Source organism: Nocardioides sp. Root190, assembly GCF_001428565.1.
Classification (GTDB): Bacteria; Actinomycetota; Actinomycetes; order Propionibacteriales; family Nocardioidaceae; genus Nocardioides.
Genome location: NZ_LMIA01000012.1, coordinates 230,636 through 245,355 on the forward strand (window position 1 = coordinate 230,636; position 14,720 = coordinate 245,355).

Below are 14,720 nucleotides of genomic sequence, written 5' to 3' on the forward strand. Positions count from 1 at the left end.
CACAGATGCCCTGACGGGCAGGCGATCAGATCGCGCGGACGTTCTCCGCCTGCAGGCCCTTCGGGCCCTGGGTGACGTCGAACTCCACGCGCTGCTCCTCGGCGAGGGTCTTGAAACCCGAGCCCGCGATGCCGGTGTGGTGAACGAAGACGTCGCCGTCGCCACCGTCCTGGGCGATGAAGCCGAAGCCCTTGGTGTCGTTGAACCACTTCACGGTGCCAACTGCCATTTTCTTGCTCCTTGTGTCTGTCCTGCGAGCCGCGACGGCACTGCGCCGACGCGGGCTGAAACCAACTGAATACCGCGCCTCGAGGATTGACCAGGTGGAGCTACAACAGTGAACCGGATCCAGCCTTTTCAGGCCGGGTTCGGGAGGACCGTGGAACACGAGCCCCTTCAACAACACCAACGCTACCACCGCGTCCCTCCCGTGAGCGCATCCGAACCCCTAGAGTCCACGCATGTCCTTCTCAGCGCGGCAGGTCAGGGCGATGGGACTCATCGCCGACACGTTCGCCACAGGCGGCGACGGAGTCCCCTCACCGACCGAGGTGGGCTCCCACGAGCTGGCCCTGAAGATCGCGGCAACCAATCCGCGTGTCGGCGAGGTCCGCCAGCTCAAGGGCCTCCTGGACCTGTGGGACACGCGGTCGCTGGGTCTCGCGCTGACCGGGAGGCCCCGGCGCTTCTCCGATCTCAGCCAGGTCGAGCGCGAGCAGGTCCTGCTGTCCTTGTCGGACTCCTCGGTCGGCGCGAAGCGCGCGCTGTTCCAGGGACTCAAGACCGCGTCGCTGTTCCCCTACTACATGACGGGCGGCGCAGCAGTCTGGGACGAGATGGGTTATCCCGGCCCGCTCGGTGCGCGCACGGACGCCCCCGCCCCGGTCATCACCCCCCTGCCGATCGCGCGGGACACGACCCTCACCTGTGACGTCGTGATCGTCGGCTCCGGTGCCGGCGGGGGTACGGCGGCAGGCGTCCTGGCAGCGGCCGGGCTCGACGTCGTCGTGCTCGAGGCCGGCGGGCAGCACGACGAGCGCCACTTCGACGGCGGCGAGGAGACCGGCTTCCTCGACCTGTACACACTGAGCCCCCAGATGACGACGGAGGGCCAGGTCGCGCTGGTCGCGGGTCGCGGCTTGGGAGGCGGCACGGTCGTGAACTACACGACGTCCTTCCGCACACCGGACCACGTTCGCGAGGAGTGGGCCTCGATCGGAGCGACCCAGTTCGCGACGGAGGAGTACACCGCCTCCATGGACGCGGTCTGCAATCGGCTGGGGGTCAACACCGACCACGACAAGGCTGCTCCCCGCGATGCGATCCTCGAACGCGGCGCCCGGGCACTGGGCTGGGACGTCGAGGCCATGCCCCGCAACGTCCTGGGCTGCGACCAGGACATCGAGTGCGGCCGGTGCGGCATGGGCTGCCGGATCGGTGCGAAGCAGTCGACCGCGAAGACCTGGCTCGAGGACGCGGCGGCAGCCGGTGGCCGGGTCTGCACCGACGTCACGGTCCGCACCGTCACGACGAGCTTCGGCCGGGCGACGGGGGTCGAGGGCGTCACGTCCGGCGGCCACCACGTCACCGTCCGGGCCCGCGCGATCGTCGTGGCGGCGGGCTCCATCCAGACTCCTGCCCTGCTGCAGCGCAGCGGTCTCACCAACCCCAATGTCGGTCGCTACCTCCGCCTCCATCCCGCGACCGCGGTCTGGGGCCGGATGGAGGAGCCGGTCGACGGATGGGTCGGTGCCATGCAGAGCCGGTACGTCGACAAGATGACCGATCTCGACGGCAACGGCTACGGCGTCCTCTACGAGACGGCGCCACTCACTCCGGGCTTCGGCACCGGGTTCGTCAACTGGCGTGGCGCCGCGGACTTCCGTCGGCGGATGGTGGAGCTGGAGCACACCCTCGGCGTGGCACTGATCGTTCGGGACCGCGACCCGGGCGGCACCGTCCGCATCGGTCGCGACGGTGAGCCGGTCGTCCGCTACCAGCTCTCACCGGGCGACACCGACCACCTCATCCAGGGACTCGTCGGCGGCGCGCGCATCGCGGAGGCCGCCGGTGCGAACTGGATCGCCTCCACCCACCACCGCACGGTGAGCTACGAGCCCGGCAAGCGAGGCTCGATCGACACCTTCGAGAAGGATCTGCGCACGGCCGGCGCTGCGCCCGCGACGATGGCGATCGCCGCCCTGCACATCATGGGCAGCGCCCGGATGGGCGGCTCGGCCGCCAACTCCGCCGTGGACCCGAACGGGCAGACCTGGGACGTGCCGGGCCTCTACGTCGCCGACGCGTCCTGCTTCCCCACGGCGTCAGGGGTCAACCCGATGATATCGATCGAGTCGATCGCGCACATGATCGCGACCCGGCTGGCCGGGAAGCTCGCCTGACGCGACCACCCGGTGTCAGAGCTTGAGCAGGTGCTCCTCGAGGCTGTCGGCGACCTTGGACCCCAGCACCTGGATCCCACCGGCGATGACCGGGTTCGCCAGCTTGGCCGCGCCGTGCGGCGAGAACTCGGCGCGATAGGTGACCGTCGTGGTCCCCTGCCCCGCCTCGAACGTGATCGTGTCCCGCAGGCTGACCCCGTTGCCTTCTCCGGTGAGCTCGAAGACGTCGTACGGCTCGAAGCGGACGACCTCGTAGTCGACCTCCGCCTCGCGGCCGAGGAGCTTGGAGACGTTGTGGTAGGTCGTGCCGACTCCCCCGTCACCCGAGGTGCGCTCGGTCGACACCGTCGGCGGGTCCCACTGCTCGGTCGTGCAGAAGTCGGTGAGGTAGGCCCAGACGGCTTCGACGGGGCGGTCGACGGTGATCGTGCGTTCGACGGTAGGCATGCCCGTGCGTTACCCGGTCCGCGGGTGGACACACCGGGCCGCGTGGGCAGCGGTCAGGAGTAGGTGACCTTGACCGTGTCCGTGAGCGGCACTGCCTGGCAGCCGAGGCGGATGCCCTCGTCGAGGTCGTCCTTGTCGAGCACGTCGTTGTGCAGCATCTTGACGTCGCCCTCGAGCAGGCGGATGGCGCAGGCGGAGCACTCTCCCTCGCGGCAGGAGTACGGCGCCTTGACGCCCTTGCTCTCGAGGAAGTCGAGCAGCTTGGTGCGCGGGTCCCAGTCGTCGAAGGTGAACTCGTCGCCGTCCAGCTCGACCTCGAGCTTGACCGGGCCAGCGGGGGCGTCGGCGAACACGTCGGCGGCGGAGCCGTCCTCGTCGGACTCGGCGAGGGCGATCTCCTCCTCGGCCTGCTGGAGCTCGGCGAGGTCGCCGAAGGGGTTGCCGCCGAGGGAGACGAACTTCTCCTGGTGGCGCAGGCTGCGCGGGATCTCGAGGTTCTTCAGGACGGTGGTGACCATCTTCATGAAGGGCGCCGGACCACACACGAAGGAGTCGAAGCCGCCGTACTGGCTGCAGAACGCCTTCATCTGCTCCTCGTTGGGCAGGCCCTGCACCGACTCGAGCCAGTGGATGACCTGCAGGCGGTCGGGGTTCTCGGCTGCGAGACGGGTGAACTCGTCGGCGAAGATCACCGACGTCTCGTCCCGGTTCGCGTAGAACACCACGATGCGACCCTTGCCGTGCGCGAGCGCGGTCCGGGTGATCGACATGATCGGCGTGACCCCCGAGCCGCCGGCCAGGAGCAGCAGGTCGGCGTCGATCGAGGCGGGGGTGAAGATGCCCGACGGAGGCAGCACGCGCAGCGTGTCGCCGACCGAGAGGTTGTCGCAGATCCAGTTGGACGCGAAGCCCTCAGCAGTGCGCTTCACGGTGACGGTGAGCGGACCTCCGTCGTGCGGGCTGCTCGAGAGCGAGTAGCACCGCGCGGCGATCCCGGTCTGGTCGCTGGGGACCGCGACCGTCAGGAACTGGCCGGGCTTGTAGTCGAACCTCTCCTCCGCGCCGGCGGGCACGGCGAAGCTGATCGACTTGGCGTCGGCGGTCTCCTCGACCACACCGACGACATCCAGAACGAAGGACTCGATGTCCACGAAACTCCCTACAAGACTGTGCTGCTGAGCTGGGCTGCTGACAGGCGATCAGTAGCCGTCGAACGCACCGATCGGGACTTCTCCGGCCCGAACTGCGTCGTCGATGCTAGCCATCATGCGCGGGCACGGCTTGTGCACGTCCCGCCTTCCGGGCTGCTGCCCTCGTCGCTGGAACTCTTGACAATCACCCTGGGCGTCCGAGCTCCACTGCACGGAGGTCTGGTGCTCGCTGTTCTTCTTGACCCGCACCTTCGCGAGACAGTCGAGGCAGGCGACCTCCACGAGGCGCGCCTCGGTGTAGAGACGCTGGTCCTCGGTGGTGTCGGGACTGGTGGGGACGAAGGACGCCATCGCGGGACCTCAGTGCCCGACGGACTCGCCGTCGGCGGCCATCTTGGCGAGGTTGTCCGCCACCTCCGCCTGCCAGAACTCGTTGGCCTTGGTGGTGTCGACCTCGAACTCGAAGCGGTCCACCATCTCGGGGACGATGTCGGCGGCGTCGACGTAGAACTGCTCGTACCAGCGACGCAGCTGGTAGACCGGGCCGTCCTCCTCGCACAGCAGAGGGTTCTGGACCGGCACCTTGTTCTTCCAGATGTGCACGTCCTGGAGGAAGCCCGAGCCGAACATCTCGGCGTACTTCTCGGCGATGAAGTTGGCCGTGGCGTCGTCCATGCCCTCGGGCTTCTTCACCGTGATGCCATACTGCAGCAGGAACGAGTCCTGGCTGGTCGGGATGTGGGTGTTGATCAGGACGACCTCGGTCTCGAAGCCCTTGTAGTCGACGTCGAGCCAGTTGATCATGTACGACGGTCCGTAGTACGTCGCCTCGGACTTGAGGAACAGCTCGGCGGAGCCGTAGCCGCCGGCCTTGTCCGGGCGGCCCTTGGACTCCATGAACTGGGTCGCGACGTGACCTTCGAAGACGTTGCGGAAGCTCGTCGGGAACGAGAAGTGCACGTAGTAGAAGTGCGCCATGTCCACGACGTTGTCGATCAGCTCACGACAGTTGGAGCCCTCGATGTGCTCGGCGTTCCACACCCAGTCGGTGTAGAGGCCCTCGTCCAGACCGGGCAGCTGCAGCGGCAGGATGTCGCGATCGGCCGCCGAGCCCTCCGGGTCGTGCCAGATGAAGAGCTGGTCGTTGACGATCGCCGTCTCGTACCGCTGGGTGCGCGCGCGCAGCGGGACCCGCCGCGCGTAGGGGATCTGCTTGCACTTGCCGTCGCCGCCCCAGCGCCAGTCGTGGAACGGGCAGGCGATCTCGTCGCCCTTGACCTCACCCTGGGTCAGGTCACCGCCCATGTGACGGCAGTACCCGTCGAGGACGTTGAGCTCACCCTTCGAGTCCTGCCAGACGACGAGCTTCGTCTCGAACCCCTGGATCGCGTGCGGCTTGCCGTCACGGAAGCCCTCGGCGAGGCCGAGGCAGTGCCAACCGCGGGCGTAGCGGTTCGGCGCGGTGCCCTGATCCAGAAGTCGCGAGTCGGTCATGTAGAACACGTTACAGTTTTGGCGTTAGGCTGACAACAACCCAGCCCTTCGAGGAGACCCGATGCACATCGACCTGGAGCCGCAGCAGGTAGCGCTGCGCGAGGAGCTCCGCGAGTACTTCGCGCAGCTCGTCACCCCCGAGATCCGCGCCGGGCTCGCCTCGGCGACCGGAGAGTTCGGCGAGGCGGGCGTCTACCGCGACGTCATCCGCCAGATCGGGAGCGACGGGTGGCTCGGGATCGGCTGGCCCAAGGAGTACGGTGGCCAGGCCCGGTCGATGGTCGAACAGCTCATCTTCACCGACGCGGCCGCCAACGCCGGCGTACCGATCCCCTACCTGACGCTCAACACCGTCGGTCCGACGATCATGCGCTTCGGCAGCGAGGAGCAGAAGGAGTACTTCCTCCCCAAGATCCTCGCCGGTGACCTGCACTTCTCGATCGGCTACTCCGAGCCCGGCTCCGGCACCGACCTGGCCTCGCTGAAGACGAAGGCGACGCTCGAGGGCGACGAGTGGGTCATCAACGGCCAGAAGATGTGGACCTCGCTCATCCAGTACGCCGACTGGCTCTGGCTCGCGGTGCGCACCGAGCCGGACGCGTCGCGCCACAAGGGCCTCTCGATGATCCTGGTGCCCGCGGACGCTCCCGGGGTGTCCTACACGCCCGTGCACACCGTCGCCGGCGTCGGTACGTCGGCGACGTACTACTCCGACGTGCGCGTGCCCGCCAGCAACCTGATCAGCGAGCGCGGCGGCGGCTGGGCGCTGATGACCAACCAGCTCAACCACGAGCGGGTCGCGCTGACGTCCGCCGCGCCGCTCCAGCTCTCGCTCAAGCTGGTCAAGGACTGGGCCGCCGAGACGCTCGAGGCCGACGGCTCCCGCGTCATCGACACGGAGTGGGTGCAGATCGCGCTCGGCCGCGCGCACGCCCGGATCGAGGCCCTCACGCTCGTCAACTGGAAGCTCGCGGCGGACGCCGACCACGGCGTGGCGCTCTCCCCCGCCGAGGCATCGGCGACGAAGATCTACGGCTCCGAGCTCGCGACCGAGATCTACCGCTCGCTGATGGAGATCGTCGGGCCGAACGCCGGCGTCACCGGCGACTCCCCCGGCGCCGTCCTGGCCGGGCGTCTCGAGAGGTACTACCGCTCCGCCCTGGTGATGACCTTCGGCGGCGGCACCAACGAGATCCAGCGCGACATCATCGGCTACATCGGACTCGGCCTCCCGGCCGCCAAGCGGTAAGGCGACGACATGGACTTCCTCTTCACTCCCGAGCAGGACGAGGCCGCCGAGCTCGCCGCCCGGATCCTGGGCGACAAGACGGCCAACGACCGGCTCAAGCAGGTCGAGGCCGGTGGCGACCGCTTCGACCGCGACCTGTGGGCTGACCTGTCCGACGCCGGGCTCCTGACCCTGCACCTCCCCGAGGAGCAGGGCGGGGCCGGTCTCGGCCTGATCGAGCTCGCTCGGGTGCTGGTCGAGGTCGGCAAACGCGTGGCCCCGGTCCCGCTCGCGGTCCACGGCGCCGTCACCGCGGTGCTCGCCGAGCAAGGTGTCGACGTCGGCGACCGGTTGTACGCCGCCGCCGTGGCCGAGGAACGCGCCCACCTGCCCGCCGCCCCGACCGTCGCCGCTGACGCGTCCGGCGCCCTCACCGGCGTGAAGACGCTCGTGCGGGCCGGGATGTCTGCCGACGCGCTCCTCGTGACCGCGACCGGACCCGACGGACCCGGCGTCTTCCTCGTCGAGGTCACCGCCGACGGCGTGGACCGCATCGCCCAGAAGACGAGCGACGGCGACGTCGCCGCACTCGTGACCCTCACCGGAGCACCCTCCACCCGGATCGGTGGCGCGGACGTCGCCGAGCGGCTCGGCCACCTGTTGGTCACGCTCGCGGCGGCCGAGCAGGTCGGGGTCACCGAGGGCGCGCTGCGGCTCACCGCCGAGTACGCCAAGACCCGCGAGCAGTTCGGGCGACCGATCGGCACCTTCCAGGCGGTCTCGCAGCGCCTCGCCGACGGGTTCATCGACGTCCTGGGCCAGCGCCTGACGCTCTGGCAGGCCGTGTGGCGACTGCAGGAGGGGTTGCCCGCCGCGACCGAGGTGGCGACCGCCAAGCTCTGGGCCGCCGATGCCGGACACCGCCTCGCGCACACGACCGTGCACGTCCACGGTGGCGTCGGCATCGACCTCGACGGGGAGGCGCACCGCTACTTCACCACCGGCAAGCGCTTCGAGTTCCTCTTCGGAGGAGCCACCGAGCAGGCGCTGGCCATCGGCCGCTCCTTCGCCTGACCATGACCGTCCGCGAGCACCTGCTCGCACGTGCCGACGACCCACGACCGGGCCTCCTCTTCGAGGACCGGTCGTGGTCGTGGGCCGAGGTGGTGGCACAGAGCAACACCGTCGGCGCGGCCGTGTCCTCGTTGCTGGATCCCCAGCGACCGGCACACGTCGCCGTGCTGCTCGACAACGTGCCGGAGTTCCTCCTCGTCCTCGGCGGTGCGGCGCTGCACGGCCAGGTCGTCGTCGGCCTCAACAGCACCCGTCGCGGAGCCGCCCTGGCCGGTGACGTGGCGCGCACCGATGTCCAGCTGGTGCTCACGTCTGCGGACCTGCGCCATCTCCTGCCCGACGACCTGCCGGTGCCCGTGCTGGAGATCGACGGCGAACGCTGGGCAGCACTGCTGGCGGCGCATGCGGCGGACGTCGTACCTGACGGGGAGGCGGAGCCCGACGACCTGCTCATGTTGATCTTCACCTCCGGCACCTCCGGTGATCCCAAGGCCGTCCGGGTGACCCACCAGAAGATCGCCGGACCCGGCACCCTGCTCGGCGAACGGTTCGGGCTGAGCGCGGCCGAGACGCAGGACGTCGCCTACGTCGCCATGCCGCTGTTCCACTCCAACGCCGTGATGGCCGGCTGGGCGCCGGCGCTGGCGACCGGGTCGACCGTCGCCCTCGCCCGGAAGTTCAGCGCCTCCGGCTTCCTGCCCGACGTGCGGAGGTACGCCGCGACGTACGCCAACTACGTCGGCAAGCCGCTCACCTACATCCTCGAGACGCCAGAACGACCCGACGATGCGGACAACCCGTTGCGCCTGATGTTCGGCAACGAGGCGAACGAGCGCGACATCACCGCCTTCGCGACCAGGTTCGGCTGCGACGTCGTGGACTCCTACTCCTCCACGGAGAACGCCGTCATCGTCCAGCGCCGACCGGGGATGCCAGCCGGCAGCCTCGGCATGCCGCTCGACGGCATCAAGGTGCTCTCGTCGGACTCGCACGACGAGACACCCGACGCGGTGTTCGACGCCACCGGGCGGCTGACGAACCCCGACGAGGCGATCGGCGAGCTGGTCAACACCGCCGGCGCCGGCGCCTTCGCCGGCTACTACAAGGACGACGACGCCGAGGCCGACCGGATGCGGGGCGGGATGTACTGGTCCGGCGACCTCGCCTACCGCGACGCCGACGGCTGGGTCTACTTCGCCGGCCGCACGGGCGACTGGCTCCGGGTCGACGGCGAGAACCTCGCGGCCGCACCCATCGAACGCGTGCTGCTGCGCCATCCTGCAGTCTCAGAGGCCGCCGTGTACGCGGTCCCCGACGACAAGGTCGGCGACCAGGTCGCCTGCGCCCTCGTCCTGCGCTCCGAGCTCACCCCTGTCGACCTGGAGGCCTTCCTGTCCGCCCAGGCCGACCTGTCCGGCAAGGCCTGGCCGCGCTACGTGCAGGTCGTCGACACGCTCCCGCGCACCGCCACCAACAAGGTGCTCAAGAGGTCGCTGGCGGCCGCGGGCGTTCCGGCGCCGGGCACCGCGTGGGTGCGGGCGGCCCGCGGGACGTCGTACGGCTGATCCGTTGGTCGAGGAGGTCGCGCAGCGACCGTCTCGAGACCCGGTGACGGACCGTTGGTCGAGGAGGCCGCCCGCGGCCGTCTCGAGACCAGGTGACCTACCGTTGGTCGAGGAGGCCGCCCGCGGCCGTCTCGAGACCCGGTGACGGACCGTTGGTCGAGGAGGCCGCCCGCGGCCGTCTCGAGACCCGGTGACCGACCGTTGGTCGAGGAGGCCGCCCGCGGCCGTCTCGAGACCCGGTGACCCGGTGCCGGAACCAGCCACTCCCCATCCACAACGGGCCCTGGGGCGGGCGCTTTCCACAGCCCTGTTCGTTAGTGCCCCTTTCAGTCGGACCCCTCTGGTCCAATACCCGTATGAACACGCCGGTGCTCGAGCAGATGTCCAGGACCGACGTCCTGGACTACGCCGAGTCCGAGCACGCCCACCGCTTGCAGGCTGAGCGCAACCTCATGGCGGCCGCGTACCAGTGGGCGATGCTGCACCACCCCGACAGGTCCGCGTCGGTGTCGAAACGAGCCCGCGACCGCTCAATGCCGGCCGGTGCGGTCGGGACACCGCTGATCACCGAGTACGCCGCCTCAGCGTTCGCAGCCCGCATCCAGACCTCTCCCTATGGGGCGAAGAAACTCATCGCGGACGCCGTCGACATCCACCACCGCCTCCCCCGACTCGCCGCAGGGTTGAAGGCAGGGACCACCCGTGCCGGGCACGCCCGCCGCGTCGCCGAAGCGACCCGGGAACTCACCGAAGCTCAAGCAGCGTGGGTCGATGGCGAGGTCCACGAGATCACCGACGGGCGTCTGGCGTGGTCCCGGTTCCTTGCGGTCCTGGACGGCAAGGTCGCCGCCGCGTCCCCCGACCTCGCACAGACCAAAGAGCGTGCCGCGGCGTTGGAGCGGGGGATCCGGATGACCCGGATCAACAAGCACGGTGTCGCGACCCTGACCATCCGCGACCACATCACGACCCTGATGGCCACCGACATCGCCATCACCGCAGTCGCGAAGGCGTTGGAAGACACGATGCCTGCGGTTGATCTGCGTGAACGCAAGCTCGCCGCGTTCGCGATCATGACCAACCCCGACGCCCACCTCGACCTCGCAGTCGGACCCATCAAGCCCAAGGTCAGGATCGATCTGCACCTGACCCCCGACTCCGAGATCGCCCGCATGGAAGACCACGGACCCGTCACCATCGCCTGGGCGAGGCAGATGATCGCCCACGTCACCGGCCACGTCACCGGGCAGGTCACCGTCCTGCCGGTCATCAACCTCGCCAACCAGGCACCCGTCGACGCCTACGAGATCCCCAACGCGATGCGACAAGCCGTCCACCTCATCCACGGCGGCGACATCTTCCCCTACGCGGCGAACACCACCCGTCGGGTCGACCTCGACCACAACCTCCCCTACTCCGAAGGCGGGAAGACCGAGCCCGGGAACCTCGGACCGATGACCCGCACCCACCACCGNACCACCCGTCGGGTCGACCTCGACCACAACCTCCCCTACTCCGAAGGCGGGAAGACCGAGCCCGGGAACCTCGGACCGATGACCCGCACCCACCACCGGATCAAGACCCACCACCACGAAGACGGCCAACGCTGGGAGTGTCGACAACCCTTCCCCGGGATCATCATCTGGCGAGATCCCCACGGGGCCCACTACCTCGTCGACAACACCGGAACCCGCAAGCTCACGACACCCCGCGAGCGGCCACGACCACGCCCCGAGATCGGGTTCCACACCATCAACCTCGTCCTCGACGACGCCGCCTGACAGCACCCAGATTCACAGCGCCGATCCGCCCGGATCTGCCGATGAGCGAGCGTCGTCGGTGCGTCCTGAGACGATGCGTAGGTGGTTGATCCTCCGACGTCGATGTGGCGCCTCCAAAGCCGGGATGGCCAACTGATTGCTCAACTGATCGTTCGGTCCGTAGGCATGCCCTGGATCGAAGCCAACGTCGTCGCGGGTCCCGTATGGGACGAGCACGCCGACCTCCTCATTTCAGAGTTCGAGGCGAACGAGCGAGCCATCGAGACCGACGATTGGAATGAGGCCGATCGGCTCTATGGGAAGGTCCGCAGTGTCACGGTCCTCTTGAACCCCGACGGCATTGTGGTTCCTGAGTATCTCCTCCACACGGACGGCACTACCGCGAGGTGGCGCTGGCACGACGAGCCCTTCGACTGAAAACTATGGGCGCCGCTCGCCACGATCGGTCCTGCCGAGTTCGCGCTGTCGTGCCGAGGAGCGGTCGAGTTGACGTATCGTTGGTTCGTGCCCGAAGACGCTTTACCGAGGTTGTTAGCCGAGGCGCTTCGTGACCTTGTCCTGTTCATCGAGAACCGTCCGGACGATGCGACGGCCGACGACGACATGCGTGCACTCGAAGATGTCGCCTACGTCCTTAACCAAGTGGCGGCAGCGGACAGGACCCGTGCGCGAGACCTGCTCGGAGACGAGGTCATCGCGATGTTCGGCTGGGAGTGACACCGCTCGCCCATGCCGCTGTGCAACTGTTCCCCCATGACTGATCCGGACCGTGCGTTTCGATTGGCCAGCGCCGTGGAGCGAAATCGCGAGGAACCCGAGGACTTCCTCATTCCAAGTCGGGTCGAACGGGAGTCGCTCAAGCGCGGCTGGCTGGCCAAACTGATCTTCGAACCCGGTGCAAGCGCACGCGAGGGCGAGTCCCCCGAGCGGATGTTTGTCGAGGTCACGCGGGTGCTCGAAGACAGGTACCTCGGAAGGCTGGTCAACGACCCCATGTCGCTGTCGGCACCCGCCTATGGCGACCTCATCGAGTTTGGACCAGAGAACGTCATCGACTTCATGCGGCTCGGCCCACTTCGCAAGATGCTGCTGAAACGCCAAGCGTCTCGTCGAGGCTGATCCGCCCGACTCTGCCGCTGTCGGAGCGCAAGCGCCCGACCATGCCGCTGTCGGAGCGGAACGCCCGACCATGCCGCGGATGGTGTGTCTCGACGACTGTTCAGCCTGTTTCCCGGCCTGGCAGCGGTGCGCCGGCGAGGAACTCCTCGTAGGCCTCACGAGCGTCGCCGTCGACCGAGGTAGTGCTTGGGCCGTAGCGGGTGTCTGATCGATCGCGCTTCGGACCAGATAGCCAGAAGTCCTCGCGCGTGTCGACGTCGTAGAAGTTGGAATCTCGTCGGCCACCGGACTTGCGAAGCTCGCGGCCTCGGTATCGCGCGGTGTTCCAGGAGCCGTTGAACTCGACCCAGCCGATCCATGACGGGCCTCGATCGATGTCGAAGCCGGTCTTCAGTTGAACGAACATGAGTCGGCGCGCCATGGATCAATCTTCTCCCCTCAGCCGCACGCGAACCGCTGGGCGCTGTCAGCAGGCGCTGGAAGTCCACCGAGGGATACTTGTAGTCATGACCGAGCGATCGCATCGAGATGCCTGCGACGCAGCGATGCCTCAGCTTGCCGAGGGGGCGAGTTTCAACGTTCCGCAGGTCGCTCATCAGAAGACTTGGACAGACCCTGACGGTGTGACCTGGCGCGCTCGCGGACAGGGACCTCTCGCGCCGCGTGCGGCACGAAGGCTTTTCGATCGTCCCGAAGTCCGGATCATGCATATTGACGGCGGCGATGCCCACGAGCATGCGGGCCGCGACCGAGAAGGACTCATCGCCGAGGTCACCAACTACTGGGCTGCCCGAGCCGACCCGATGACCTCGTTCGAGATCCGAGAGTTCCGCAATGAGAGCCGCGCTGTCTTGGTCGTGATTCAGCAGCACTGCTAGGTCCCCGCCGCCAAGGAGCGGCATCCCATCGAACAGCGCAGAACTCAGAAACGCAGCACGGGACCCGTACCTGAACGCCCGACCATGCCGCTGAGAGGCGACCGCGCCATACTTCGCCTATGCAGGCGATGTCGCTCAGGAAGCTCCTGAGGCCACGCCCGAGATTCAGCGCCCACATCCCGAAGCAACTGGTTGCGTCCGCTCTCTGGGACTACGGCGAGGATGCGCTCGCTGAGCGAGCGCGCACCATGTCCGAGAAAGAGCGACTGCAGGTCGAGACGATCGCAGCCTGGTACGAGATACCTGAATACCCGCTGCCGATGGCGGGGCAACGCATCACTCACAACCACGTGGCGGCATTCTCGGCCATCACTTTGTTCGAAGGCTCGGTTCGCCCATTGGCTCGCACCCGGCGCAGACCAGCGAAGGACCGACCTGCCGACCTGGCGGAGTAACCCGGTACGCAACGCCCGCACCGCTGTCGGGACGGAACGCCCGACCATGCCGCTGTTGGGGCGAAGCACCCACGAGCACATCCGGTTTCGGAGGCACCGGACGGTTCGTCTGACTAGGCTGCCAAGCATGGCTGACCCTGGCGGTTTCCCTGCTGTCTTCGACCGATACGACGGTGCAGACCTCAGGATTGGGCCGGACAGTCAGTTCGCTTGGGCCGGTGCGGTCTTCTGGTCGACGAGGTTCTTCCCGGTCTGGATAGTCCTTGCGACGATAGCCACTGCCACAGGCGAGTTGGATCCCCTGACTGCCTACCTCGGGCTCCTCGTCCTCATCCTGCCGTGTGCCTTCTTGATGTGCGGCGTCACTTCGCTGTGGTGGCTGCTTGGGCCGGGACGCATCTCGTATGTCGTAAGCGACGGAACGCTGATGGTCTGTCGCGGGCAAAGGGTGCTCAGGCGCTTTTCGTGCGCAGAGATCACCCGCCTAGACCTGGATGGCACCATGACATGGAAGCGCCTGTTGTTGCGGAGACGTATCCCCGACTGGCCGACTCTCTCAGTCGATCGAACTAACTGGCCAACGACCCGCCTGCTTGTGGGTCCGCAAACCCAGCGCCGGATTCTGCTGTGGGGCGAGGATCGCGTTCGCCGCGCGGAGGCCGACCTCCGCCGAGCGGTTACCTCGTGTGGCGCGAATCTGATCGATACGGGAGACCGCTAGCCCGATGGCGCAAGATGACGCTGAGCGAGGCTGATCCGCCCGGTACATGCGGGAGCGCCCGACCGGGCTCTGGTGGAGCGATCCGCCCGACGATGCCGCTGTCAGTGCTCGATCCTGCCGGAGCGCGGTTCACCGACATCTGGAGCACGATGTGGTGTCGACACCTGCCAATGTGAGACCCATCGGGCACGCTTGGACAGGTGAGCATTGGCGGATGGGACCCACTCCCGGCGCCACAGCTCCGTCCCAGCCCGGACCCGCCCCGCTCTCGCGCCGTACCAATCGCAATCGCACTGACGGTTGCTCTGCTGCTGGGCGCTGGCGCCGTCGTGGCGGTAACGCTCTTTCGCTACGCCGACGCTGATCACTTGGGGGTGCTCGACGACCGTGACGTCGCCGAGGCGG

General features: G+C 67.9%; 17 protein-coding genes. 11 read left to right on the forward strand and 6 right to left on the reverse strand.

Features of this window, described 5'->3' with window-relative positions:
• Nucleotides 1-25: 25 nt before the first annotated feature.
• Nucleotides 26-229: a cold-shock protein gene (locus ASE01_RS19510; protein ID WP_056756331.1), complete on the reverse strand. Its 204-nt coding sequence runs from the start codon at nt 227-229 to the stop codon at nt 26-28.
• A 232-nt stretch (nt 230-461) separates the two neighbouring features.
• Between ASE01_RS19510 and ASE01_RS19515 the strand changes: the two genes are divergently transcribed.
• The gene (locus tag ASE01_RS19515; protein WP_056756334.1) at nt 462-2,402 is read left to right on the forward strand and encodes a GMC family oxidoreductase; all 1,941 of its coding nucleotides are present in this window, start codon (nt 462-464) and stop codon (nt 2,400-2,402) included.
• A gap of 15 nt (nt 2,403-2,417) precedes the next feature.
• Here ASE01_RS19515 and ASE01_RS19520 read toward each other — a convergent pair whose 3' ends face one another.
• From ASE01_RS19520 to ASE01_RS19535, 4 genes are read right to left on the reverse strand one after another with little or no spacing between them, the layout of a single operon-like run.
• On the reverse strand, nt 2,418-2,849 hold the full coding sequence (locus ASE01_RS19520; RefSeq protein ID WP_056756337.1) for an SRPBCC family protein: 432 nt from the start codon (nt 2,847-2,849) through the stop codon (nt 2,418-2,420).
• Between the two features lie 53 nt (nt 2,850-2,902).
• Nucleotides 2,903-4,000, reverse strand: coding sequence for a ferredoxin--NADP reductase (locus ASE01_RS19525; RefSeq protein WP_157537573.1), 1,098 nt, complete (start codon nt 3,998-4,000; stop codon nt 2,903-2,905).
• A 48-nt stretch (nt 4,001-4,048) separates the two neighbouring features.
• Nucleotides 4,049-4,351 (reverse strand): hypothetical protein, encoded by a 303-nt coding sequence (locus tag ASE01_RS19530; protein ID WP_056756339.1) that lies wholly within the window; start codon nt 4,349-4,351, stop codon nt 4,049-4,051.
• 9 nt (nt 4,352-4,360) lie between these two features.
• Nucleotides 4,361-5,494, reverse strand: a complete 1,134-nt coding sequence (locus ASE01_RS19535; RefSeq protein ID WP_056756342.1) for a Rieske 2Fe-2S domain-containing protein — start codon at nt 5,492-5,494, stop codon at nt 4,361-4,363.
• A 61-nt stretch (nt 5,495-5,555) separates the two neighbouring features.
• On the opposite strand from ASE01_RS19535, the gene ASE01_RS19540 reads away from it, so the two are divergent.
• From ASE01_RS19540 to ASE01_RS19570, 7 genes are all read left to right on the forward strand, one after another.
• Nucleotides 5,556-6,743, forward strand: coding sequence for an acyl-CoA dehydrogenase family protein (locus tag ASE01_RS19540; RefSeq protein WP_056756344.1), 1,188 nt, complete (start codon nt 5,556-5,558; stop codon nt 6,741-6,743).
• Nucleotides 6,744-6,752: 9 nt separating this feature from the next.
• On the forward strand, nt 6,753-7,796 hold the full coding sequence (locus tag ASE01_RS19545) for an acyl-CoA dehydrogenase family protein (protein WP_056756348.1): 1,044 nt from the start codon (nt 6,753-6,755) through the stop codon (nt 7,794-7,796).
• A 2-nt stretch (nt 7,797-7,798) separates the two neighbouring features.
• A complete protein-coding gene (locus tag ASE01_RS19550; protein ID WP_056756351.1) occupies nt 7,799-9,361 on the forward strand; it encodes an AMP-binding protein in 1,563 nt (520 codons plus the stop codon).
• A 533-nt stretch (nt 9,362-9,894) separates the two neighbouring features.
• Nucleotides 9,895-10,835, forward strand: a 941-nt coding sequence (locus ASE01_RS25605; protein ID WP_414858541.1) for a DUF222 domain-containing protein, incomplete at its 3' end; no start/stop codon positions are given.
• A gap of 472 nt (nt 10,836-11,307) precedes the next feature.
• Complete coding sequence (locus tag ASE01_RS19560) at nt 11,308-11,559, forward strand: hypothetical protein (protein ID WP_157537575.1); 252 nt, start codon at nt 11,308-11,310, stop codon at nt 11,557-11,559.
• Between the two features lie 87 nt (nt 11,560-11,646).
• Nucleotides 11,647-11,859, forward strand: a complete 213-nt coding sequence (locus ASE01_RS19565) for a hypothetical protein (RefSeq protein ID WP_056756363.1) — start codon at nt 11,647-11,649, stop codon at nt 11,857-11,859.
• Nucleotides 11,860-11,895: 36 nt separating this feature from the next.
• Nucleotides 11,896-12,261, forward strand: a complete 366-nt coding sequence (locus ASE01_RS19570) for a DUF2314 domain-containing protein (protein WP_162260320.1) — start codon at nt 11,896-11,898, stop codon at nt 12,259-12,261.
• Between the two features lie 100 nt (nt 12,262-12,361).
• On the opposite strand, the gene ASE01_RS19575 is transcribed toward ASE01_RS19570, so the two are convergent.
• A complete protein-coding gene (locus ASE01_RS19575; protein ID WP_056756370.1) occupies nt 12,362-12,682 on the reverse strand; it encodes a hypothetical protein in 321 nt (106 codons plus the stop codon).
• 85 nt (nt 12,683-12,767) lie between these two features.
• Between ASE01_RS19575 and ASE01_RS24545 the strand changes: the two genes are divergently transcribed.
• The 3 genes from ASE01_RS24545 to ASE01_RS19585 all read left to right on the forward strand — a co-directional run bounded on the left by ASE01_RS24545 (nt 12,768) and on the right by ASE01_RS19585 (nt 14,315).
• Nucleotides 12,768-13,139: a hypothetical protein gene (locus tag ASE01_RS24545; RefSeq protein ID WP_157537579.1), complete on the forward strand. Its 372-nt coding sequence runs from the start codon at nt 12,768-12,770 to the stop codon at nt 13,137-13,139.
• A 119-nt stretch (nt 13,140-13,258) separates the two neighbouring features.
• The gene (locus tag ASE01_RS19580) at nt 13,259-13,594 is read left to right on the forward strand and encodes a hypothetical protein (protein ID WP_056756372.1); all 336 of its coding nucleotides are present in this window, start codon (nt 13,259-13,261) and stop codon (nt 13,592-13,594) included.
• A 127-nt stretch (nt 13,595-13,721) separates the two neighbouring features.
• A complete protein-coding gene (locus ASE01_RS19585) occupies nt 13,722-14,315 on the forward strand; it encodes a hypothetical protein (protein ID WP_157537581.1) in 594 nt (197 codons plus the stop codon).
• Nucleotides 14,316-14,720 lie beyond the last annotated feature (405 nt).